At 32.8% G+C, this 23,529-nt stretch carries 18 protein-coding genes; 8 read left to right on the plus strand and 10 right to left on the minus strand.

From position 1 onward, the window contains the following. From M0R21_05995 to M0R21_06020, 6 genes are all read left to right on the plus strand, one after another. Nucleotides 1-1,179, plus strand: a complete 1,179-nt coding sequence (locus tag M0R21_05995) for a DNA polymerase III subunit delta (GenBank protein ID MCK9617371.1) — start codon at nucleotides 1-3, stop codon at nucleotides 1,177-1,179. A 46-nt stretch (nucleotides 1,180-1,225) separates the two neighbouring features. Next, a complete protein-coding gene (locus M0R21_06000; GenBank protein MCK9617372.1) occupies nucleotides 1,226-2,338 on the plus strand; it encodes a hypothetical protein in 1,113 nt (370 codons plus the stop codon). A gap of 124 nt (nucleotides 2,339-2,462) precedes the next feature. After that, nucleotides 2,463-2,936: a gliding motility lipoprotein GldH gene (locus M0R21_06005; protein MCK9617373.1), complete on the plus strand. Its 474-nt coding sequence runs from the start codon at nucleotides 2,463-2,465 to the stop codon at nucleotides 2,934-2,936. Between the two features lie 14 nt (nucleotides 2,937-2,950). Next, complete coding sequence (locus tag M0R21_06010) at nucleotides 2,951-5,296, plus strand: transglycosylase domain-containing protein (protein ID MCK9617374.1); 2,346 nt, start codon at nucleotides 2,951-2,953, stop codon at nucleotides 5,294-5,296. Between the two features lie 55 nt (nucleotides 5,297-5,351). After that, complete coding sequence (locus M0R21_06015; protein ID MCK9617375.1) at nucleotides 5,352-6,773, plus strand: MBOAT family protein; 1,422 nt, start codon at nucleotides 5,352-5,354, stop codon at nucleotides 6,771-6,773. Between the two features lie 49 nt (nucleotides 6,774-6,822). Beyond that, entirely contained in the window at nucleotides 6,823-8,232 is a 1,410-nt protein-coding gene (locus M0R21_06020; protein MCK9617376.1) for a hypothetical protein, read from the plus strand. Nucleotides 8,233-8,245: 13 nt separating this feature from the next. On the opposite strand, the gene M0R21_06025 is transcribed toward M0R21_06020, so the two are convergent. The 8 genes from M0R21_06025 to pdxA form a co-directional block, all read right to left on the minus strand. Next, nucleotides 8,246-9,727 (minus strand): hypothetical protein, encoded by a 1,482-nt coding sequence (locus tag M0R21_06025; protein MCK9617377.1) that lies wholly within the window; start codon nucleotides 9,725-9,727, stop codon nucleotides 8,246-8,248. An 11-nt stretch (nucleotides 9,728-9,738) separates the two neighbouring features. Then, complete coding sequence (locus tag M0R21_06030) at nucleotides 9,739-10,506, minus strand: glycosyltransferase family 2 protein (protein MCK9617378.1); 768 nt, start codon at nucleotides 10,504-10,506, stop codon at nucleotides 9,739-9,741. Between the two features lie 76 nt (nucleotides 10,507-10,582). Further along, complete coding sequence (locus tag M0R21_06035) at nucleotides 10,583-12,319, minus strand: hypothetical protein (GenBank protein MCK9617379.1); 1,737 nt, start codon at nucleotides 12,317-12,319, stop codon at nucleotides 10,583-10,585. Nucleotides 12,320-12,322: 3 nt separating this feature from the next. Further along, nucleotides 12,323-13,042, minus strand: coding sequence for a glycosyltransferase family 2 protein (locus M0R21_06040; GenBank protein ID MCK9617380.1), 720 nt, complete (start codon nucleotides 13,040-13,042; stop codon nucleotides 12,323-12,325). A 639-nt stretch (nucleotides 13,043-13,681) separates the two neighbouring features. Continuing rightward, entirely contained in the window at nucleotides 13,682-14,815 is a 1,134-nt protein-coding gene (locus M0R21_06045) for a hypothetical protein (protein ID MCK9617381.1), read from the minus strand. A 138-nt stretch (nucleotides 14,816-14,953) separates the two neighbouring features. Then, nucleotides 14,954-15,301: a hypothetical protein gene (locus M0R21_06050; GenBank protein ID MCK9617382.1), complete on the minus strand. Its 348-nt coding sequence runs from the start codon at nucleotides 15,299-15,301 to the stop codon at nucleotides 14,954-14,956. Nucleotides 15,302-15,321: 20 nt separating this feature from the next. Beyond that, nucleotides 15,322-17,793: a bifunctional UDP-N-acetylmuramoyl-tripeptide:D-alanyl-D-alanine ligase/alanine racemase gene (locus M0R21_06055; protein ID MCK9617383.1), complete on the minus strand. Its 2,472-nt coding sequence runs from the start codon at nucleotides 17,791-17,793 to the stop codon at nucleotides 15,322-15,324. Nucleotides 17,794-17,807: 14 nt separating this feature from the next. Continuing rightward, nucleotides 17,808-18,866, minus strand: a complete 1,059-nt coding sequence (gene pdxA, locus M0R21_06060; GenBank protein MCK9617384.1) for a 4-hydroxythreonine-4-phosphate dehydrogenase PdxA — start codon at nucleotides 18,864-18,866, stop codon at nucleotides 17,808-17,810. Nucleotides 18,867-18,962: 96 nt separating this feature from the next. Here pdxA and mqnC point away from each other — a divergent pair, with 96 nt between their 5' ends. Continuing rightward, nucleotides 18,963-20,054: a dehypoxanthine futalosine cyclase gene (gene mqnC, locus M0R21_06065; protein MCK9617385.1), complete on the plus strand. Its 1,092-nt coding sequence runs from the start codon at nucleotides 18,963-18,965 to the stop codon at nucleotides 20,052-20,054. 40 nt (nucleotides 20,055-20,094) lie between these two features. Here mqnC and M0R21_06070 read toward each other — a convergent pair whose 3' ends face one another. Next, entirely contained in the window at nucleotides 20,095-20,754 is a 660-nt protein-coding gene (locus M0R21_06070; GenBank protein MCK9617386.1) for a response regulator transcription factor, read from the minus strand. Further along, nucleotides 20,751-22,751, minus strand: coding sequence for a sensor histidine kinase (locus tag M0R21_06075; GenBank protein MCK9617387.1), 2,001 nt, complete (start codon nucleotides 22,749-22,751; stop codon nucleotides 20,751-20,753). Before M0R21_06075 ends, M0R21_06070 begins: the two co-directional genes overlap by 4 nt. A 203-nt stretch (nucleotides 22,752-22,954) precedes the next feature. Between M0R21_06075 and M0R21_06080 the strand changes: the two genes are divergently transcribed. Continuing rightward, nucleotides 22,955-23,529, plus strand: a 575-nt coding sequence (locus M0R21_06080) for a YCF48-related protein (GenBank protein ID MCK9617388.1), incomplete at its 3' end; no start/stop codon positions are given.

The raw sequence follows: 23,529 nt of genomic DNA on the forward strand, positions 1-23,529 counted from the left end.
ATGCAATTCAAGCATATTATAGGACAGAAAAGCATAATCCATCGTTTGATTCAATCCGTTTACGATGCCCGTGTAAGCCACGCCCAACTTTTTCTTGGTCCGGAAGGGTCGGGCAAACTTCCTCTTGCCATCGCTTATGCCCAATATATCAATTGTGAAAACCGGCAACCCGAAGATTCGTGTGGTGTATGCCGTTCGTGCAGGCAGTTTGAAAAACTTGTGCATCCCGACCTACATTTTATCTACCCGGTTTCTACTACCAGAGATGTAAAAGAAAAGCCTTCCAGCAAACAATTTATCAAACCCTGGCGCGAACTAATGCTTGATAACCACGGTTATATTTCTCTTTCCGATTGGTACGAAAAAATTGGCATCGAGAACAAACAAGGCATCATTAATGCCGAAGATTGTAACGATATAATTAAAACTTTAAGTTACAAATCGTACGAATCGGAATATAAAGTAATGATAATATGGATGGTGGAAAAACTATTCCATTCGGCTGCCCCTAAAATTCTGAAAATTCTGGAAGAACCTCCCGAAAAAACCCTGTTTATTCTGATATCGGAAAACCAGGACCAAATTATTAATACCATTCTTTCGCGCACTCAACTTCTTCGGATACCCAAAATTGAAACGGAAATCCTTTTTACGACATTGAAGTCAAAATATGCACTCCCTGACTCAGAAATCAGAAAAACCGTGCAACTTGCCAATGGCAATTTCCGGAATGCCATCTGTTTTATTGAAGAAAAGGAATCTGAAAACGAATTTTTTAATTTGTTCAGGTATTGGATGCGCGCCTGTTATGGAGGAATCGAGAAAAATAATGACTCTGCTGACGGTATCAATTTTACATCTAAAAAGCAGGATTTCATCTCTTTTGTATCTTTCATTTCAAAATCAGGCAGAGAAACACAAAAATCTTTCCTTGCATATTCGTTGCTCATGATACGAAATTGCTTGTTGTACAATACTAACAATGCCATTTTGCCCTACCTTGATGCCGAAGAAAGTGATTTTGTGGCTAAATTTTCACAATTTATTCACAACAAAAACGTGGAACAAATAACCGGCGAAATCAATAAAGCCATCTATCATATCGAAAGAAATGCAAATCCCTCCATTCTTTTTACCGATTTATCGTTTACCTGTAGCAGATTGATTAAATCGAACTGATATTTCGTTAATAAGTGTAATTTTGCAGCATATTTTTAATAATTCTATGGAAAACAACAATACTACCATACCTTCCAATCCTTTTTTTACACGCGGATGTACTCATGCAATGAAAAGCCATAAACCCGAACAGGCTTTTTCGCACGGAATTTGTAAGTTAGACGTATTTGACTGGTTGAAAGATATTAAACCTCCTTATGGTATAAAGCCATTTAATTTTATAGAAGTACGATTTAAAAACAGCAGAAAAGATTTTTACCAGCTTAATGGCGAAACGGACATCCACACAGGCGATATTATTGCAGTTGAAGCTTTGCCGGGTCACGATATTGGTATTGTTACTCTTACCGGAGACTTGGTTCGGTTGCAGATGAAAAAGAAAAAGATTGACATTAAAAATACCGAGATTAAAAAAGTGTACCGCAAAGCCCGTTCTTCCGACGTCGAAAAATGGATAGTTTCCATAGAGCGCGAAGAACTCGCCCTTTTCAAAACCAGGGAACTTGCATCGCGTTTTAACCTGAAAATGAAAGTTAATGACGTAGAATTTCAAGGTGATGGTACCAAGGCAATTTTTTACTACACCGCCGATGACCGCGTTGATTTCAGGGAACTCATAAAAGCGTTAGCCGAAACTTTTCGGATACGTGTCGAAATGAAGCAAATTGGCGTAAGGCAGGAAGCCAGCAGACTCGGTGGGATAGGCTCATGCGGAAGAGAACTGTGCTGCTGTACATGGCTGGGTTCTTATAGTTCGGTTACCACGCAGGCTGCCCGCATTCAGCAACTTTCCCTAAACCCACAAAAGCTTGCCGGACAGTGTGGAAAACTGAAATGTTGCCTTAATTACGAATACGAAACATATACTGATGCCCTAAAAGGCTTCCCTTCTCCCGAAGTTACTCTGAAAACGCAAAAAGGAGATGCAATCCATCAGAAAACTGATATTTTCAGAAAACTGATGTGGTATTCCTACGTTTCCGACCAAGCAAATCTTCTTGCCATTCCTATTGATAAAGTAAGAGAAATCATACAAAACAACAAAAATGGTATTTTTCCCGAAAAACTTGAAGATTTTGCACAGACCAAAGAGCACAAAGCAGAATTTGACCAGGTTCTTACCCAAGAAGATATTAACCGATTCGATAAAGATGAATAGTTTCCCGGTAATGAAATCTAAATGTATTGCTTTCACAAGCACGGATGAAAATAATTTTCTGATATATGGATTTTCCCGAATGCATGGAATAGGCATGAAACTTCTGTAAAAAAATTGTTAACGAATGAAAAAAAAATTGTTTTTTATTTCCTTCAGTTGTGTTTTACTGTTATTTGCGTGTACTCCCAAGCCGTTATTGGACAAAACGGCAAATGTTGACGAAAAAGGATGGAAGCCAGATGCAGCTTTGCAATTTTCTGTTGAAGTAACTGACCTTACTGCATTGCATAATTTTTATGTTACAATACGAAATACAACAGATTACAAATACAGTAACATTTATTTGTTTATCCAAACCCAATTTCCTAACCAAAAATTCAGCAAAGATACCGTGGAGTGCCTGCTTGCCAATGCCAATGGAAAATGGAAAGGAAAAGGATGGGGGAAAATTAAGGATAACCGATTCCTTGTAAAACAAGATTTCCGGTTTCCGGTAAAAGGAATATACACTTTTTACATCCGGCAGGCTATGCGTGACAAAGAGCTTGTAGGTATTAAAAATTTGGGTATCAACATCGAAAACAATAAAATTGAATAACAATACATTATATAATGAGTAAAGATATCAAAGGGCAAACCACTTGGGTAAAGAGATTTTGGTTACTTTACATTGCTTCAATAGTATTTGTCATACTGTTATTTACCATGATTTCCTTAGGCTGGCTTGGGTTTATGCCTTCTTTTGAAGAACTTGAAAATCCAAAAAGTAATCTTGCTTCTGAAGTAATTTCAGCCGATCAGGAATTGTTAGGCAAATTTTATATCGAAAACCGTTCCATTATTCATTACGAAGAGCTTTCTCCCTGGCTTATCAAAGCCCTCATAGCTACCGAAGATGCACGTTTTTACAAACATTCGGGCGTTGATCCCAAAGCCGTTTTCAGGGTAATGTTTGGTATTGTTACCGGCAATTCTAAAGGAGGAGGTAGCACCATTTCACAACAACTTGCCAAAAATCTTTTCCCACGCAAACCTAACCGTACTTTTGTCGAAACTGTCTTCACAAAATTGAAAGAATGGGTTACAGCTACCAAATTAGAAAGAAATTATACGAAAAACGAAATCATTGCCATGTATTTAAACACCGTTGATTTCGGAAGCCTGTCCTTTGGTATCAAATCAGCTGCTAAAACGTATTTTAACAAATCTCCCGATTCCTTGAATGTTGAAGAAAGCGCCCTCCTTATCGGGATTTTAAAAGCGCCCTCCTTTTACAGCCCTATTCGCAATCCCGAAAGAGCTTTGAAACGTAGAGAGGTCGTTTTGAACCAAATGCGAAAACATAACTATTTAACAGAAGAACAATACGATTCGGTAAGACAAACGCCCATCGACATGAAACATTATAGTATTCAGGACCATACTTCGGGTCTTGCCACTTATTTCAGGGAATATCTCCGGAAAATAATGTATGCCGAAAAACCAGATGAAGACAACTACGACGACAAAGAAGATTACAGTTACGACTCCCTGCAATGGGAAACCAACCCTTTGTATGGATGGATAAATAAAAATAAAAAACCGGATGGGAGCAAGTACAATCTATACAAAGACGGACTTAAAATTTATACTACCCTTAATTCCAAAATGCAGGAATATGCAGAAGAAGCAGTAAAAGAACATCTTAAAAAAGAACTTCAACCTTCTTTCTTCAAACATTGGAAAGGAGTTAAGGGTGCACCCTTTGATGTGTCACTGGGGTCGGATGTAATATCAAAAATAATGAAGGATGCTATGCACCGTAGCGACAGGTATCATAACCTTAAACGTGCAGGAATGGATGAGGACGAAATCCAACAAAATTTCAAAACGCCTACACTAATGCAGGTTTTTACCTGGAATGGAGACCGCGATACCTTGATGTCTCCCTGGGACTCAATACGTTATTACAAATATTTTTTACAGGCAGGTTTAATGTCGATGGAACCACAAACAGGTTTTGTGAGAGCTTATGTTGGGGGGATTGATTATCAACATTTCCAATATGATCATATAACTCAGGGTCGCAGGCAGGTTGGGTCAACTTTTAAACCTTTTGTTTACACTCTTGCCATGCAGGAAGGGGAATTTTCCCCATGTTCCAAAGTACCCAATGTGCAGCAAACGGTCGAATTACCCAGCGGCGACAAATGGGAACCTAAAAATTCTGACCACGATCGCGAAGGCGAGATGGTTACCCTACGATGGGCATTAGCTAATTCGGTAAACTGGGTTTCGGCTTACCTGATTAAAAGATATTCACCTGAAGCGGTTGTTAAAATGGCGCATAAAATGGGCGTAAAAAGTTATATTCCACCGGTATATTCAATTTGCCTTGGAACTGCCGATCTGAAACTCAATGAAATGGTGGGTGCTATGAGTTGTTTCCCTAATAAAGGAATATATACCGAACCCATTTTTGTAACCCGAATTGAAGATAAAAACGGCAACCTCATTGCAAAATTTGTTCCTAACCAGGAGGAAGCCATGAGCGAACAAACAGCTTACCTGATGCTTACGCTTATGAAAGGGGTAGTTGAAAACGGAACCGGCGCCCGCCTGCGTTATAAATATGGTTTAAACAACCCAATTGCCGGTAAAACTGGAACCACCCAAAATAACTCAGACGGATGGTTTATGGGCTTAACACCCAATTTAGTTACGGGTGTATGGGTAGGTAATGAAGACCGTAGTGTACATTTTCGTTCCATTCTTTTGGGGCAGGGAGCGACCATGGCATTGCCAATTTTTGCTTTATATATGAAAAAAATATATGCCGATCCCTCTCTGCATATTTCAGTTGATGATTTTGAAAAGCCTGCGGATGAACTTACTGTAGAAATTGATTGCAATAAATATGTCGAAAAACAAGGTAAATCATCTTCCTCTGGAAGCAGCCAAGACATAGATAAATTTTAAAAATCGCTAAAAACTAATATTTTTGCCTCCAGATAATAATCTTAAATAAGATTGCATGGTTTTTAGTAGCAATATATTTCTTTTATATTTTTTTCCACTTGTTCTCATTGCATATTATCTTGTACCCAAAAATTTTCGCAACCTGCTGATAGTTATTGTCAGTCTTGCATTTTATACCTGGGGTGCTCCAAAATATGTTTTCATTGTTCTTTTTTCTCTTTTTGCTGATTTCTTTTTTGCCAAATATATCCATAAAACAGAAGGCAGAAACAAAAAAATCATTCTTGCTATTGCATTATCAGTAAATATTGGCTTATTGGCTTATTTTAAATATGCCAATTTTTTTGTGGAAAACTTCAATGAATTACTACAATCGTTCGGAATGACATCCGTACATTGGGCTGCTGTAGCCTTACCCATCGGGATTTCATTTTTCACTTTCCACGAAATGAGTTACCTGATTGATGTGTACCGCAACGAGAAACCTCCTTTTAAAAGTATTGTAGATTACGGCTTGTATATACTTTTTTTCCCGCAACTTATAGCCGGACCTATCATACGTTTTCACGAAATTTCTGATCAGATTCTTAACCGCGATTACCAAGAAAATTTCGACAATCGCCTTATCGGATTTTTCAGATTCTGCATCGGTCTTGCAAAAAAAGTGCTGATAGCTAATGTAATGGGCGAAACAGCTGACCAAATTTTTGCTCTCTCGCCTGAAGAACTTACTACTTCATTATCATGGATAGGAATCTTAGCCTATACTTTTCAGATTTATTTTGATTTTTCAGGTTATTCAGATATGGCAATCGGAATTGCCCGTATGATGGGATTTATTTTTCCTGAAAATTTCAATAATCCTTATATTTCTCAAAGTATTACAGAGTTCTGGAGGCGTTGGCATATGACTCTTAGTCGCTGGATGCGTGATTATCTGTATATCCCCCTAGGCGGAAACAGGGTAAGTAAAAGCCGGATGTATTTTAATCTGGTCTTTGTATTTCTCATCTCGGGCTTATGGCACGGAGCCGCCTGGAATTTTGTGTTTTGGGGTGCTTTTCACGGTTTATTTTTGCTACTCGACCGCCTATTTCTTCTGAAAGTTTTAAAAAAAATCGGCAAATTACCTTCAATTGTGTTAACCTTTTTTATTACCATGATAGGGTGGGTGTTTTTCCGTTCCGAAAATTTAGCCCTTGCATGGAGATACCTTGGTAAAATGTTTTCTTTAGATAGAGGATATTCTGACGTAATCATAAGTACGAAATTTTTACCTATATTATTTATTGCAATTCTGTTTTCATTTTGGGGACTGATAAAAGGAAATGAACAATGGCAAATAAAAGTTTTTCAACCATATCATAACATTAAAGGTTTTCTTGTCTTTACCTGTATTTCTTTAACTCTGTTGGTAATATGTGTTGGTAGCATTACTACTACTAATTTTAATCCGTTTATTTATTTCAGATTTTAAAGATATGAAGACCATGATAAAAAGAATATTATTCAGTATAATTATCCTGATGCTTTTACTACCTTTAATACAGGTAACTTATCTTTTTATTAAATTAGAGCCCCTTGGAGGATCTTATGTACCGGCAGAAAAACCCGTTTTTTCCTGGGATGCATGGTTTTCTGATAATTATCAAGAAAAATTTAATAAATATATTGAAGAACATATAGGGTTTCGCGAGTTTTTTATAAGGTTGAACAACCAACTGGATTTTAACATATTTAAAATTGCTCATGCTGAAGGAGTCGTAGTTGGCAAAAAAAATTATATGTTTGAGGAGGATTATCTTCTCGAATATAATGGAGAACTTTTTATTGGCAAAATTCCTATTGAACGAAAAGTACGACAGATAAAATTCCTTCAAGACTATTTAAAAAAAACATATAATATAGATTTAATTCCGGTTTTTGAACCTGGGAAAGCAAGTTTTTTCCCCGAATATATACCTGACAAATATCACCCAAATCTAAATAAAATTACCAATTATAAATATTATATTGAATGTTTTGACAGATATAATGTCAAATACATAGATATGAATGCATGGTTTAAAAGCATAAAAAACACTTCAAAATACTCTCTTTTCCCGCAATACGGAATTCATTGGAGCTCCTATGGTGCGATGCTTGCAATGGATTCACTTGCCAAATACATTGAAAAAACGCGTAATATTGATCTGCCGGATATTAGCATTACCAAAATTAATTATACCAATAAACTTCAGGGAGTGGATTATGATATGGGAAAGGCTATGAATCTGCTATTTAAAATGCCTACATATAAGATGGCTTATCCTAAAATAAGTTTTATAAATGATAAAACAAAAACCAAGCCATCGGTTCTTGTTATAGGTGATAGTTTTTATTTTTCTTTACTTGGGGAAGGGAAAATATCTAACTTATTTAAAGATGACCACCAGCTTTGGTATTATGGTTCCAAAGTATTTCCTGATTCATATACAAAAGAAACATTTGCTGAACAACTTGATTTGAAGAAAGAAATTGAAAAAAGAGATGTGATTTTCATGATGTGTACCGAACGCTTTCTTCATACTGCTTTCTGGAATTTTAATGAACATTTATACAAATTATATTTTCCTAATTATTTAAAAGATACTATAAATGATATAGAAAACGGTATCCGTAGATATGATGATTGGTACAAGCTACTAATTAAAGCAGCTAAGGAAAAAAATATTTCAACAGAAGATTGGGTTAGAATCAATGCAGAATTTGTTTTTAATGAAGGTTTTAGTAAAAATACCAATCAAAAATACCAAGATTCAGTTTTATTAGAGGTTATTAAAATAAGAAATGAGAAAATTTTAATGAGAAATCTATTTAAAACAGCAACCAAAGAACATTCCTTTATTGATGATATTGTTTTCCGAGAAGCATCAAAAAGATATAATGAAAAATAATTTTAATCGTTATTTATTCTTTATTTTCCTTCAATATGGTTTTCTTTTTTAAAAGCCAACTATTATCAGTAAACTTATATACTATTTCAAACTTTGGTTCCAATGTTTTATAATCTTCAGCAAGTATATAATAATAATCTGCATTGGTATTAATATCTATAGATTTGTCATAATCCTTTAAATCCATCAAAGGTAGTTTACCTGTATATTTATAAAAATAAAAAGATGGAAAATAAAGCCAGTTCGTTTTTAAAGAAACAGGCTGATTACCATTAGTATATTTTAAATAATTTATAACCTCATATGTATTTGCATCAAACCACCATTCTCTTACGCTTTTAAAACTGAAAGTATTTGCAAGATGATATAAACATAATAAAGTTATAAATATAGATATTATTTTTGACGTAACCATACTTATTATATCTGAAAATACAAAAATAGTTGTAATAAATACAATAATAAATAATGGATAAAAAAACAGAGCAGTCCTTCCACTTAAATCAGGAGTATGTAAAATCTTACATTGTAAAATACTTATAACAGATGTAAATATCAAAACTGTAGTTGTAATAAAAACTGGATTATTTATAATTTTTAATTTAACATTTCTAAATTGAATTACAATATATATAATATTGAATATTACTACAATAATTCCAAATGCTACAATTATAAATTCCAAATTGGGAATTATACTTGTTGAGCCATAAAGTGCCTGTTGAACAATTGAAAAAATCGTTCCTTTCAAAAAGCCCAATGAATACCAATATTGAAACTGATTAGTACTTTGCATCTTGTAAATTGGAACTGCTATCAGTGCAGCATATAAAATGCAAGAAATTAAGATTATTAATGTTGGCTTAATAACAAGCCTTATTCCCCCTTTCCTCAATAATAAAAAATATAACCAAGTTAGTATAGTAACTGCCGCCCAAAAAACTAAAAGCGTAAAATTAGCATAAGAGGCTAAGATTGAAAGGGAAAATGCTAACCAGATATCTTTATTTTTTAAATATTTATATCCCGAAATTAAGTAACTTACTGATAAAGTACATAATGAACATGACATACCGTATCCTCTGCACAATCCAAAAAAGTCCAGAAAATATGGGTTAGCTATAAATAAAATAGCAGCAGGAATAAAATAAACAGAATCCTTTTTTAAAATTGAAACAATAATACGATAAACAGCAAAAGCATAAACTAAAAAAGATAAAAGGTTAGGTAATCTAACTACCCATTGCTCCTTACCAAATAAACCTAAAAATCCTTTAGTTATTAAAGTGTTTAATACATGATTATTAGGCCAATTATCAGGATACATCATTATTTGCCAAACATTAAAGTTACTATAATGAGCAGTTGTTGACGTTTCGTCGTGTGTTATTGGAACTTGAAAAACTTTATATAATATGAATAAAAATATTAATTCATAAATAATAATAAAAATAATAATGTTTATATTTTTTAATTTTAATAATGAAGTTTTCATATTACCAAATATTAATCTTTTATCAAACTATTATTTTTTAAAAAATATAAACTATTATTAATTATTTTTTTTCGTTGTAAAAAATGAATAAAAGATGTTCTTAAAACACCTAATCCATACATTATACTTCTGTTTAAATTTATTGAAGAAGCGTCTTTAAAATATTTGGTAGGGCAGGTTACTTCTGCAATTTCATAACCCGCGTACACTATTTGTGAAAGCATTTGGTTATCAAAAACAAAATCATCAGAATTCATATTATAATTAATTGATTCTAAGACATCTCTTGAAAAAGCACGGTATCCGGTATGGTATTCAGAAATTTTTTCGTTGATTAATATATTTTGTACCAATGTAAGGAAGCGATTTGCGATATATTTATAAACAGGCATCCCCCCCTTTAATGCGCCCTTACCTAAAATACGAGAACCTAAAACCACATGGTATAAATCGTTGGCAATAATATATGCCATAGATGGAATTAGTTTAGGTGTATATTGATAATCCGGATGTAACATAATTATAATATCGGCGCCTAATTCCAATGCCTTATTATAACAAGATTTTTGATTTCCACCATAGCCTTTATTATTTTCATGTTTAATTATATGTTTGATTCCAATCTTTCTTGCTATTTCTACTGTTTTATCAGAACTGGCATCATCAACAATTACCACATCGTCAACAATATCCATTGGAATCTCGCAATAAGTATTTTCTAATGTCTTCTCAGCATTATAAGCTGGCAATACAACAACTATTTTTCTACCACACAACATATTATAAACTTATTTCATTTTAAAGTGTTTTAATTTTTTCAATAAATAAAAAAAATTCACTATAATTAATTTAAACTTATTTCCCATAAGTGTCTATCATCCACTTAGCATCTAAATATACCATACTATCTAATGATATTCCCTTTTGTAGAGATTTTTCTCTGATTGCATTTAACCATTTTTTATCGCTATAAATCTTTTTAATTTTGTCTTTTATTAATACTTCGTAATTACCTGTTTCAAATTTATAATTAGCTAATTCATATACAGCTTTTATTCTATTCGAAAATAATAACTTAACAGCATATCCATTCTTTATAAAATTTGCTTCTTCCTGATCGCTCAAATATCTATCCACTAATAGCATTTTATTATTTTTAAACATACTATTAATTGGGACCTCTTTATACCAATTTGTAAATTTTTCCGGAATTACATTATAAAAATATGCTTTTGGATAAAGTTGCATTAATCTATTTTCATGAACTCTTGAAAATGCAAGCCCAAATAATAAAGCATAGTTTTTATTTAAACTATATGAAGCATTTGTAACAATATTATATTCTGAATTATTTTCAAGAAACTTTTGTAATTCATCACATTCAATTTTTGTCATTGATTGACCAAGAAAATCAACTTTGTAGTTTTTTAAATTAACCAATATACAAAAGACCATCAAACTGCTCAAAAATATTAACTGTATAAGATGGTTCCTGAATCTAAATTGCATTGATATTAATACACAAGCTATAATAAAAGTTAATGCGGTCAACGCATAAGTTACAATTAAATAGTAACTTTTCCCATCAAAAGATTTTGAAACAATAAGGATACTTACTATTTGAGTAATAATTGAGTAAAAGAATAATTTAAATACAAAAGTATTATAATGATTTCGTCCAGTTCTTTTTAAATAATAAAAATAAATTAACCAGACGAGCGACAATATCATAAAAACTGTCATTAAATTATTATTTGATATAATAAATATGATATTTTTATAGTAAGTATCTGGATTTATGATTGTTGTACTTCCACCGCCATATATTCCGGAATGCGTAAATAATGATAAAAACCAATTAAACATATAAGGATATTGCTTAATAACCGGTAATGTGAATATAATAAAACTTAAGGCGGTAATAGAAAAAAATTTTACAAGCTTCTTAATATTAAATCCGATAAATAATATAGGTAATAATAAGATCGGAAGAACAATTAATTTTACAGATAAAGCTAAACCAGAAAGAATTGGGAACAGCCATAACTCTTTTGTTGTATCTTCATTATTTATTTTCTTTACTCCATATTGAATAATCAGCAATATAAACAATTGTAATATAATAATTAACATCGCATCTGGCATAAAACTAACCGATGAGATGGTTAAGGATGTGGAAAATAAAAATGGTGCAGATTGTGAGGCTATTGCCAAATTTAAATTTTTAGACTTTTTATATATCCCATAACCCGAAAAAAGAGTAACTGCTACTATTAAAAAAAATAACATCAATTGCAAACGAATCTCATAATAAGCAGGATGCAAAAGAACATCTGTCTGTATATCTGCAGATTTTTCATGAAGCCAATAAGTTAGCCGTATTCCTGCCGCCGAAAATATTGTTAAAGGTACCCCTGGGTGATCACAATATAACGGAAGTTTGTGCATATTTATATTAAGACCATTAAGAATATAAGCATAGTCAGGATCGCTACAATATATATTTTTTTCTATATGTTGCTGATAAATAACCACCAACAAAGGAATAATCAGTAGCAGTAAGTAGCTCATCCACAACCTAATTCTCTTCATAATTTATTTTTTGTAAAATAAACCATATTTCAAAACACAAATTATCGCTCTAAATCCATCTGACATTCCTATTTTCTTCCCGTCTTCATATGTACGTCCATAATAAGAAATTCCCACCTCATAAATCCTTATTCCTTTTATATGAGAAATCTTGGCAGTAACCTCTGGTTCAAAACCAAAACGTTTTTCTTTAAACTGAATTTGTTTAAGAATCTCTGTCCTAAACAATTTATAACATGTCTCCATGTCAGTAAGATTGAGATTAGTAAACATATTGGATAGGAAAGTAAGGAAACGATTCCCGATTGTATGCCAGAAAAATAAAATACGATGTGGCTGACCTCCCATAAACCTTGACCCATATACCACATCTGCATGTCCATCCACAATAGGCTTCAATAGTACATTATATTCCTCCGGGTCGTATTCCAAATCCGCATCCTGAACAATTATAAAATCGCCTTGTGCTTCTTTTATTCCTCTATGAATAGCAGATCCTTTACCCTTGTTTATTGTTTGATTGTATAATTTAATTATTGATTGAGGATGTAATGCAATATATTCTTCTACTACCCTCATAGTATTATCTGTAGAACAATCGTTGATAATAATAATTTCCTTTTGAATATTATCTATAAGTTGAACATTTAATACCTTATCGAGAATAAGGGCAATCGTTCCCGCTTCATTATAGGCGGGTATTAATATAGATAATACTTTCATTAATGTTAAAACTGAATTTAAGGCAAAACTATAAAAAAGGTTTAAAATACTGCAAAATAATTAAACTTGTTTTACAATAAGATAAATTATATAGCATAAAATAACGTTAACAAATCGTGATTATATTATAAAAAGGTTACCCCAATATATATAATACTGATAGTTACTGGTTAATTGGGGGAAAGCATGTGATAGAAATTTTAGTGGTTTTTTCTAAATAATTTTTGCCCTGATTAACCTGTTAAGAATAAAACATTTTATGAGTCTCTGCTATCTTACCTAAACAAATTTATTAATAAAAATTCTTTGCGCCTCTTTGCAAGAGACTCAGCCATTCTCTGCGGTTTAAATTTTTTTTACCGCAGAGTAAGGAAAGAATTGCGCATAGAGAACCGCAAAGCCTACCCTATTGAAAAAATAACGTATCATACTACGAATCATTAATATTTTTCTTCATAAATTATGGTTTTATACTTTTTAGGCAGGAAAACGGATAATCATTAAATAATAAATAATATAATCGCATTACTTATAAAAAATAATATATAAAGATTGTATTACTTATTATATTACAATTTAAAATGTATATTTATTTATTTGAATTTTTAATAGTAATTTTTCATCACCCATTAACTCTATTTAGTTTTCAATAATACAAACTGATTTTGATTGTATTTTATTGATATTTAACAATATTAATAATGTTTCCTTATCACATTTTGAATAAAACGCACAAGCATCTCCCTTAGAAGGACATGAAGTTGAATATCCATTTATAGTAGGTATATTAAGTTCCTGGCTTGTCCGCATTGCATCCAAATGAGCCTGATAAGCTGGGACACTATTACCTGGGACATAGGCAAAAGCTATATGTTTTCTGTGATTATATTCATTTTGAATTTTTAATTTTAATGTGTCTATACGAATTATACATTCTTTTTTTTCAGTTTTTAAAACTTTTGATGCATCAAATAAATTATCTGTAACAATTATAATAGGAAAAATAAACATTACTATTTTCCATACCATTTTGTAGTTTTTTAATTTTAATAACATTAATGCACCTACAATTAAAAGTAAAAAGTTCCATATGTATGCGAATCTTGTTAATACCTGCAAACTATTCATTCCAGGTAAGTTAAAAAGAATGAAATATAATGTTTTCCCACCATTAGTTCTTATGTATAATATTAATATTAATAATATTATAGCAACTAAAGATAGAATGGTTTTGTTAATCGGCTTTTTTATAAACAAATTTTTTATGATATAGACTAATGCTATAATTAAACCTAAATAAGGTAAAATACCCGGAAAAAGTATATGTAGCCACCACTCAGAAACAATTTTATCTCCAAAAGAGGAAAGTATTCTCCATGGAACTGAGGAATTATGAGAAAGAAAAAAGGACAATGGCCTTGGCAAAAAATTAGTTACAAAACTGTAATTTCTATAACCTAAATCTTCTGCCGAATAAACATAAGGCGCTAACAATAAGAACATTAAACTTAAAGAAATACAAGTAATTAATAAAGTATATATATATTCCTTTTTAGTAAAATAAAATAAGATAAATTTGTTTTTTTTATAAACAAATGACAAAATAATCATGTAAAATATTGAAAAATAAAATAAAAAAAATCCTGTGTAAATAACACAATAAAACTGATAAACAAGTCCTAACGCATAAACTATTAAATACTTCCTCGAAGGATTCATTATTAATTGATGTGCAGCATAAAATACTAATGGAATCAAAAATTTTATATTCATTTGTACAAAATATATCTGACCCAAATTAAATATTCCAAATGCAAAAATATAGGCTACTAAAGCTGATATAAAATTGTTTTTTAAACACTTACGCATTACGAAATAAGTAATGATATAATTAAACGCCGTAATAGTTAGTCACCAAAATTGAAAAGAAGTTTCAGAATTTATTCCAATAATCCTATAAAGGGCATAAATAGGCATTGTTCCCAACATATTATCGGATAAAGCAATATTATTTTTATAAGGAAACATAAAACTTGCATTCCAGAAAGAATTTTCATTTCCTGAAAGAAAACGATACCCATGTTCTAATATATAATGAATAAATCTTGCATCACCGAAATCTCCAGGAATATAAGCAAAATCCAAACCTAGTATTCGAATGGCAAAATACCATATTCCAAAAAAAAACATTAGAATTGGTAAAAATATATTTATATTTTTACCAATTCTACAATTCATATTTAATTTTATTTTTCTCATTTGCACGTCGCTTACATCGCTTATTCCTGTATATAAATCCTTTTAACTCTCCTCGAAATGGCAGTTAAAATTTCATAAGGAATTGTATCCATAGCCTTTGCAAGTTTGGTGATTGAATTTTTTTCGCCAAACACAATCACTTCATCGCCTTCTTTTGCTTCTATATGTGAAATATCCAACATACACATATCCATACATATATTCCCTATAATTGGAGCTAACTGATTATTTATTAGTAAAAAACCTTTCCCATTTCCTAATCTCCGATTTAATCCGTCAGCATATCCTATTGGTATTGTTGCTATTTTACTTTCCTTTGTTGCTTTCCACCGGCGATTATAGCCTACTGTTTCCCCTTCAGGAACTTTTTTAATTTGAGATATTATTGTTTTTAAAGTATTTACATTTTTTAAGTATTTTTCATCCTCTGGAACTGATGCAATTCCATATAACCCAATTCCCAAACGTACCATATCAAACTGTGCACCAGGAAATCTTGTAATTCCAGCCGAATTTAATATGTGTAATAATATTTTATAATTAAATTGCTGCTGAATTAATTTACTCATTTTAGAAAATACAGTAATTTGACTGTGGGTAAAAGTATCCTCTTCAGCATCGTCTGCGGCTGCCAGGTGCGAAAATATTGATTTGATTATTATTCTTTTATTATTTTTTATCCTTTCAATTAGCTGTTCTAACTCTCCAACACAAAATCCTAGCCGGTGCATCCCAGTGTCTAATTTAATATGTATATGGACTATTGTTATATCTGGTGAATTTTTTAACGCCTTTTCAATCATGTCAAGAGTCTTGAAACTGTACACTTCCGGTTCTAGTTTATTCACAAGCATGGCATCAATTGCGTGGTTTTCAGGATTCATTACAAGAATAGGCAAGGTAATTCCTGCTTTGCGAAGTTCTATTCCCTCGTCGGCATAGGCAACAGTAAGATAATCGGCATGATGAAATTGTAAAGCCCCTGCAATTTCATAACTACCACTTCCATATGAAAATGCCTTTACCATTGCCATTATTTTAGTTCCGTTAGTTAATTGCGAGCGATAATAATTCAGATTATGTACCAGTGCATTCAAATTGATTTCCAATACAGTTTCATGAGCTTTTTGCTGCAAAATACTATTAATTTTCTCAAAACCAAAAATTCTTGCGCCTTTAAGTAAAATAGCTTCATTCTGAAAATGGTTTACAGAAAATTCCTGCAAAAAAGTTTCGGTATCGGGAAAAAATTTTTTCTCCATCCTGAATTTTTCCTGCTGCTGACTAATGGCTGTGCCTATACCTATTACCCTGTTAATATGCTTTCTATATAAAAGAGTAGCCACCTCTGAATATAATTCTTCATTTGTTTTTCCGCTTTGCAAAATATCGGAAATAATTACCGTTTTTTGGGGATGTTGTTTTTGTTGGTTCAAAAAATCAATGCCAACTGCCAAAGAATTTATGTCGGAACTGTAACTGTCATTAATTATAGAACAATGATTTATCCCTTCCTTAAGCTCCAACCGCATGGATAAAGGATGCAAATACTGCAGCCGGGAGGCAGCCTCCTCTATCGGATAGTTAAGTACAAGCAATGTTGCAAAACAATGCATTGCATTTTCCATTGAAGCCAAATCGGTAAAAGGGATGGAAATTTTAGTTTCCCTGTCTTGATAAATAACTGTAAGTTGGGTAACGTTCCTGAATTTTCGGACGTTTTTTATCCAAAGGTCGGAACCAGGCTGGCGACTCCAGGTGAATGGCTGGCATTCTTCATTTAAGAATGTATTTTTGAGAACATTATCAATAAGCGTATTCTGGCGCAAAATAATGCGTTTAGCTTTTTTAAACAATAGAAGTTTCTCTCTTATTTTTTCCTCAAGGCTTTTAAAGTTTTCGCTATGTGCAGAGCCTATATTGGTAAAAATTCCTATTTCGGGTTGGATAATTAAAGCAAGCTTCTGCATTTCATCTGGTTGTGATATTCCGGCCTCAAAAATAGCCAGTTGATGCGAATCATTCATCTGGAGTACTGACAACGGAACCCCAATTTGTGAATTATAGCTTAACGGGCTGCGTACAACCTTTTTATCACTGCCAATCAACTGATAAAGCCATTCTTTTACAATAGTTTTCCCATTACTTCCCGTGATACCTATTACCGGAAACGTAAAGCGATTTCTGTGAAACTGTCCCAATACCTGTAAGGCATTCAATGTATTGTCAACTACAATAAAACCAGCCGCATTGCAATTTTGAACAGGATAATTTGTATCGGATATTACAAATTTTCTTACTCCCTTTTTATATAATTCGTCTATAAACTTATGTCCATCATTTCTTGATGAAATAAGGGCAAAAAATAAAGTTTTTTCGGGAGACAACAGCCTCCGGCTGTCAATGAGTAAATCCCTTACAACCTCGCTGTTTGTTTGCTGTATTATTTTCCCGGAAATAATTTTCCCAATCTGTTGAAAGGTGTATTCCATTAAGGTTTAAACATTTATTTATGTTCGGTATTGCTGAGGGCATTTGCCTGAAGATGATCGAACATTTGCCTGTTTTTGTAAATATCTATTGCTAAATAGATAGCTGCTCTGAAGGCATCCGGTGAAGCCTTATCCTTTCCTGCCAGTTCATAAGCAGTTCCATGAGCAGGAGAAGTTCTCACAAAAGGTAATCCTGCCGTGTAATTAACCCCACTTTCAAAAGCAAGAGTCTTAAAAGGAAGTAATCCCTGGTCGTGGTACATTGCCAACATGCCATCGAATTGGGTAAAAGTTTCCGAACCAAAAAAACCGTCGGCAGCGTAAGGTCCATATGCCAGAATGCCTTGTTCCATAGCTTGGTTGACTGCCGGTATAATTATATCAATTTCTTCGTTTCCAAGCAAACCTTCGTCGCCAGCATGGGGATTAAGCCCAAATAAAGCAATTTTGGGGCGTTGGATATTAAAATCCCGTTTCAATGATTCGTTAAGGATTTTTATTTTATTTAATATCAGTTCTGTATTAATTGTATTGGATACCTCTGTCAGGGGAATATGACCAGTTACAACCCCAATCCGCAAATTTCCACTTACCATGAGCATTAACGGGTCGGAAGCAGAAAATTTCTCAGCAAGATACTCAGTATGCCCCGGAAAATTAAATTTATCGCTTTGAATATTCTTTTTATTAATAGGCGCCGTTACCAGGACATCTATTAATCCCTTTTTAATGTCTTCAATGGCAGCTTCCAATGCCAAAAAAGCCATTTCGCCTGCCAGATGGGTGGATACTCCCATATCTATTTTTATTTCAGGCTCATAAATATTAATAATATTAGCACGACGAGGCACTGCCATATCGGCTTTCTTAATCAAATTAAATGTAAAATCATTTATATTTAGTGTTTTACGATGATATGAAGCTACTTTTGATGAGCCATACACTATGGGGGTGAACATTTCCATAATGCGTGCATCCATCAGGGATTTTATTATCACCTCATAACCAATTCCATTCAAATCACCATGGGTAATACCCGCAATAATATGTTCTTTTTCTGATGTTTTTGTCATTCTTATGTATTTTGGGCAAAGGTAAATAAATAAAATGTAAAGGTATGAGTGTTTTACTACTTAATTCCTACTTTTGAACGGTAAAAAACATATTACATGAATACAAATCGGGTACTTAATAAGGCTATGCGGGCAGAGTTTCTTTCAGCAACGGAAGGACTATTTCTTCTTTCGGAAGCACCCCTTGCAGAATTAATGTGGACGGCAAATGAAATTCGTAAAATACTTCATCCAGACGGAAAAGTTACCTGGATTATTGATCGTAATGTAAATATTACCAACGTTTGTATGTCCGGCTGCAAATTTTGCAATTTTCATTGTACGCCAAAAAGTAAAAACGCTTATATAACTATTATTGAACAATATATTAAAAAAATAGATGAAACAATACAATTGGGTGGAGAACAATTGCTCCTCCAGGGAGGTATGCATCCGGATTTGGGGCTTTCTTTTTATACCGACCTTTTCAGCCAGTTAAAAAAACTATATCCCAAGTTGAAACTTCATGCATTGGGTCCTCCGGAAATTGCTTTTCTTGCCAAAAAAGAACAATTTTCTTATAAAAAAGTACTGGAAATACTTATGGAAGCAGGTCTGGATAGCCTTCCTGGTGCTGGTGCCGAAATTTTATCAGACAGGGTACGGCACTTTCTCTCGCCAGGTAAATGTTCTGCAAAAGAATGGCTGGATGTAATGCGTATTGCCCACAAATTAAATCTGGTAACTTCGGCAACAATGATGTTTGGGCATGTAGAAACTATTGCAGAAAGGATGGAACATCTGGTAAAATTAAGAGAAGTACAATTAGAAAAGCCAGAAAACGCTCCAGGTTTTCTTTCGTTTATTCCCTGGCCATTTCAACATAAAAATACTGTTCTTTTTTCAAAATACAATGTTTCGAACCGTGTAAATGCAGAGGAATACCTTAGAATGATTGCAGTTAGCCGGTTGATGCTTCCCAACATACCCAATCTTCAGCCATCGTGGCTAACAGTAGGAAAGCAAACAGCACAGCTTTGCCTGCATGCAGGAGCCAACGACTTCGGTTCCATTATGATAGAAGAGAATGTGGTTTCGGGTGCAGGGGCAAGCAACAATTTTAATGCTGCCGGAATTCAAAATGCCATTCGCGAAGCTGGTTTTACGCCCCAGCAAAGAAATCAGAGATTTGAATATATTTATACATAGATGCTTACTGCATGATCGTCTTTAAATTCACTAATAAAATTTATGCATTCTGAATCAATCCGTTTTCAATAGCATATTTTATCAATCCAACTATGGTTTTTTGTTTGGTTTTAACAAAAATATTTTTCCGGTGAGTTTCCACAGTACGTTCGCTAATAAATAGTTTTTCTGCAATTTGTTCATTGGAATATTCCCGTGCAATCAATGAAAGAATTTCTGTTTCGCGAGGGGTAAGTTTTATTACATTCGGTTCTATTGTACTTATCGGACTACCGGTATTATAGATTCCCTTCATGATAACTTCCTGAACATCTTTTGATAAAAATCTTTTCCCTGAAGCTACCGTGGTAATGGCATCCATCAGCTCAGAAATGTTCGTGCTTTTTAGCACGTAGCCCAGTGCTCCGGCTTCTATCATCTTAGATATCATAATGTTGTCATTATACATGCTCAATGCCAATACCTTCGTATCCGGAAACTTTTCACGAACAATTCTGGTTAATTCCACGCCACTCATTTCCGGCATATTTATATCAGCCATCAGCACATCTATTGTATTTGTTTCTATTATTTTCAATGCTTCCATGCCACTGGTAGCCCCCATTACCACTTCAATACAATCTTCATCCTCCAGCAAAGAAATCAATCCGTCTAGCATCAACCGGTGATCATCTACCAAAAGTAGCCGTATTTTATTCATATTCTATCGTTTTTTATTTTTTTTACAGGAACAATGATAGTAATAATAGTACCCCGGTTTATCACAGAATCCAGGTGTACTTTACCTCCAATATTTTCTATTCGCGACCGGATATTTCTTAAGCCAATGCCATGTTTGTCTCTTATTTCACTAATATCAAACCCTTTACCATTATCTTCTATCATCAATGTAATTTCTTTATCGCTTTGCAAAAGCTGAAAATTTATCTCGGTAGCTTTTGCATGAAGAATAATATTGTTTAGTACTTCCTGAACTACACGGTAAATGGTCAATTCGAGAAAATTTTCAAGCTGATTATCAGTACCGTTAATATCCATACTGATTTTATACTTATTAAATTGGTTGAGATGATCAAGCAAATCTTTTATGGAGCCTGTAAACCCTTTTTCTTTCAAAAAAATTGGAGCCATATTATGCGAAATATTCCGAAGTTCAGTAAAGGCATTATCAGTAAGTTCTACTGCATTTTCTATCAGTTCATTTTGTTTTACAGAAGATAGTTTCTGCTTGTTTTTCAAGCTGGTAAGTGTAAGTTTCAACAAAGAAAGTATCTGACCAAGCCCGTCGTGCAATTCCTCTCCCATACGTTTACGTTCGCGAATTTCTGCTTCAATAACCTCATTTGCACGCTTTTCCTTAAGAAGATAGAAAGTTTCTTCTAATGTAATCTTTTGTTTATGCCTGTAATTGATGTATATAATATATAAAATCAGCAAAGCAATAAAAAATCCGGTAATTACCAAGATAATTTGATTATTTCTTTTGCCAATTAGTAAATTTTGTCTTTCAATCTGAAGGTTTTGGATTTTTTTTTGCCTATTAAGCAAAGCTATTTCCGTATTACTTTTTTCTGTTTCATGTTTTAGCTCAAGATCATAAATCTGATTAAAACGTTGGCTATTAACTACACTATCTTCTGTTTCCTTAAATTTTCTATAATACTCAAATGATTTGAAAAGATTTCCCTTAAGTTGGTAAATATCAGAGTAGTTTTTGTATGTTTCATATAATAATTTCTGGCTTTCAACTTTTTTTGCTATTTTCTCAGCAAGGGTATTTAGTTCCATCGCTTTCCCTGAATTGTTTTTTTTAACATAAATAACAACAATTTTTAACAATGCAGAAGCAAGTTCGCTATCATCGTGGATAATTTTTGCATAATCAATAGATTTCTGTTCATAAGCCAACGCTTTATCATAATTTCTCTTTTCGATAAAGAGCGATCCAAGATGGTTATAGCTTATTGATAATCCATAATAATCTTTATTTTTTTCTTTTATTTTTATAGACTTAATTAGATATTCATATGCTTTATTTTTATTATTATTTACAAGGTACAGATTTCCAATGTTTGTCATTACCGCTCCTAACCCAAATTCATCATTGGTTTTCTTATATAATACATAAGAGGAATCGAAAAATTGAAGTGCTTTGTTACTATTTCTTAACGATTGATAAATTAATCCAATATTATTGTATGCAGACGCAAGTCCGTTCATATTTTTAGCACTTTCAAAATAGCTTAGAGACGAAAAGTAATATTTTAAAGCATCATTATAATTTCCGATATGCCAATGTGTAAGGCCAATATTGCTCAGATTACCAGCTATTTGTCTTGTATCGTTAAATTTCTTACTGATAACCAATGCTCTATGATAAAACAAAAGCGCGCTATCGTATTTACTCAAAATATCGTAAGCAACCCCTATCCTGTTATTAGCAACATTTTCCCCCTTAAAATAACGTAATTTAGTTGCCAATGTTAATGCAGTATTTCCATAATCAAGTGCTTTGCGCGTATCTGTATAAATATAATTCCAGCATAAACTATTTAATACATCCACTTTCTTTTCTCCTTTCGCAGAGCTTAGTAAATGTAATAAGCTATCCTGTGTTGGAGAAGGTGGTTTTGCATAACCACTTACAGAAAAGACACTTATAAAATTTATTGCTATAAAAACTAGCAGCCACTTCATTAAGAAAATGTATTTATAAAAACGCTGTAAAAGTATGTAACTCTTATGTTATTATTAATCAATTTTTTGGAAAATTATAAAAATACGTGCCAATACGGATTTCTGTATATAAAAATACCCACCAACACGGATTGTTTAATACTAAATGATAAAACTATTTTTGCCTTGATATAATTTTCAAAATTCATACTAAAATTAATAAAATGATAAGGAAAACTTTACTATTCGTTATGTTGGTTGGTATCAGTGTTTTCAAAGTTAACGCTCAATCAACCTGGTTTCCATTACAATCAGGAACAGATAAAACACTATACGGCGTTGATTTCTTTAATGAAAATACCGGAATTGCTGTTGGAAATAAAGGAATAATTCTTAAAACAACAGATGGAGGGGCAACATGGGAACAAAAAGACGCTGGAGTTGGAGTAGCTCTTAATTCCGTTAGTTTTATTGATAAATATCATGCGATAATCGTAGGCAACGGTGGTTTGATGCTCAAAACAGAAGATGGGGGCAATACCTGGACACAAGAATATATACAAAATATTTCTGAAGCTGATTTATTATCCATAGATATGGAACCTTCCGGTAAAGGCATTGTATGTGGACGGTACATGACGATATTGACAACACAGGACATGGGTACAACATGGTTAGTTTTAAGAAAAAATTATATTGGTGCTTTTTATTCAGCGAGAATATTAAATAATAACATAGCATTCGTATTTGGTGAAAATTCCATTTCCAACAGTTTCGTTATGGCAATAGCTCATTATGA

This window comes from Lentimicrobiaceae bacterium, from assembly GCA_023227965.1.
Taxonomy (GTDB): domain Bacteria; phylum Bacteroidota; class Bacteroidia; order Bacteroidales; family JALOCA01; genus JALOCA01.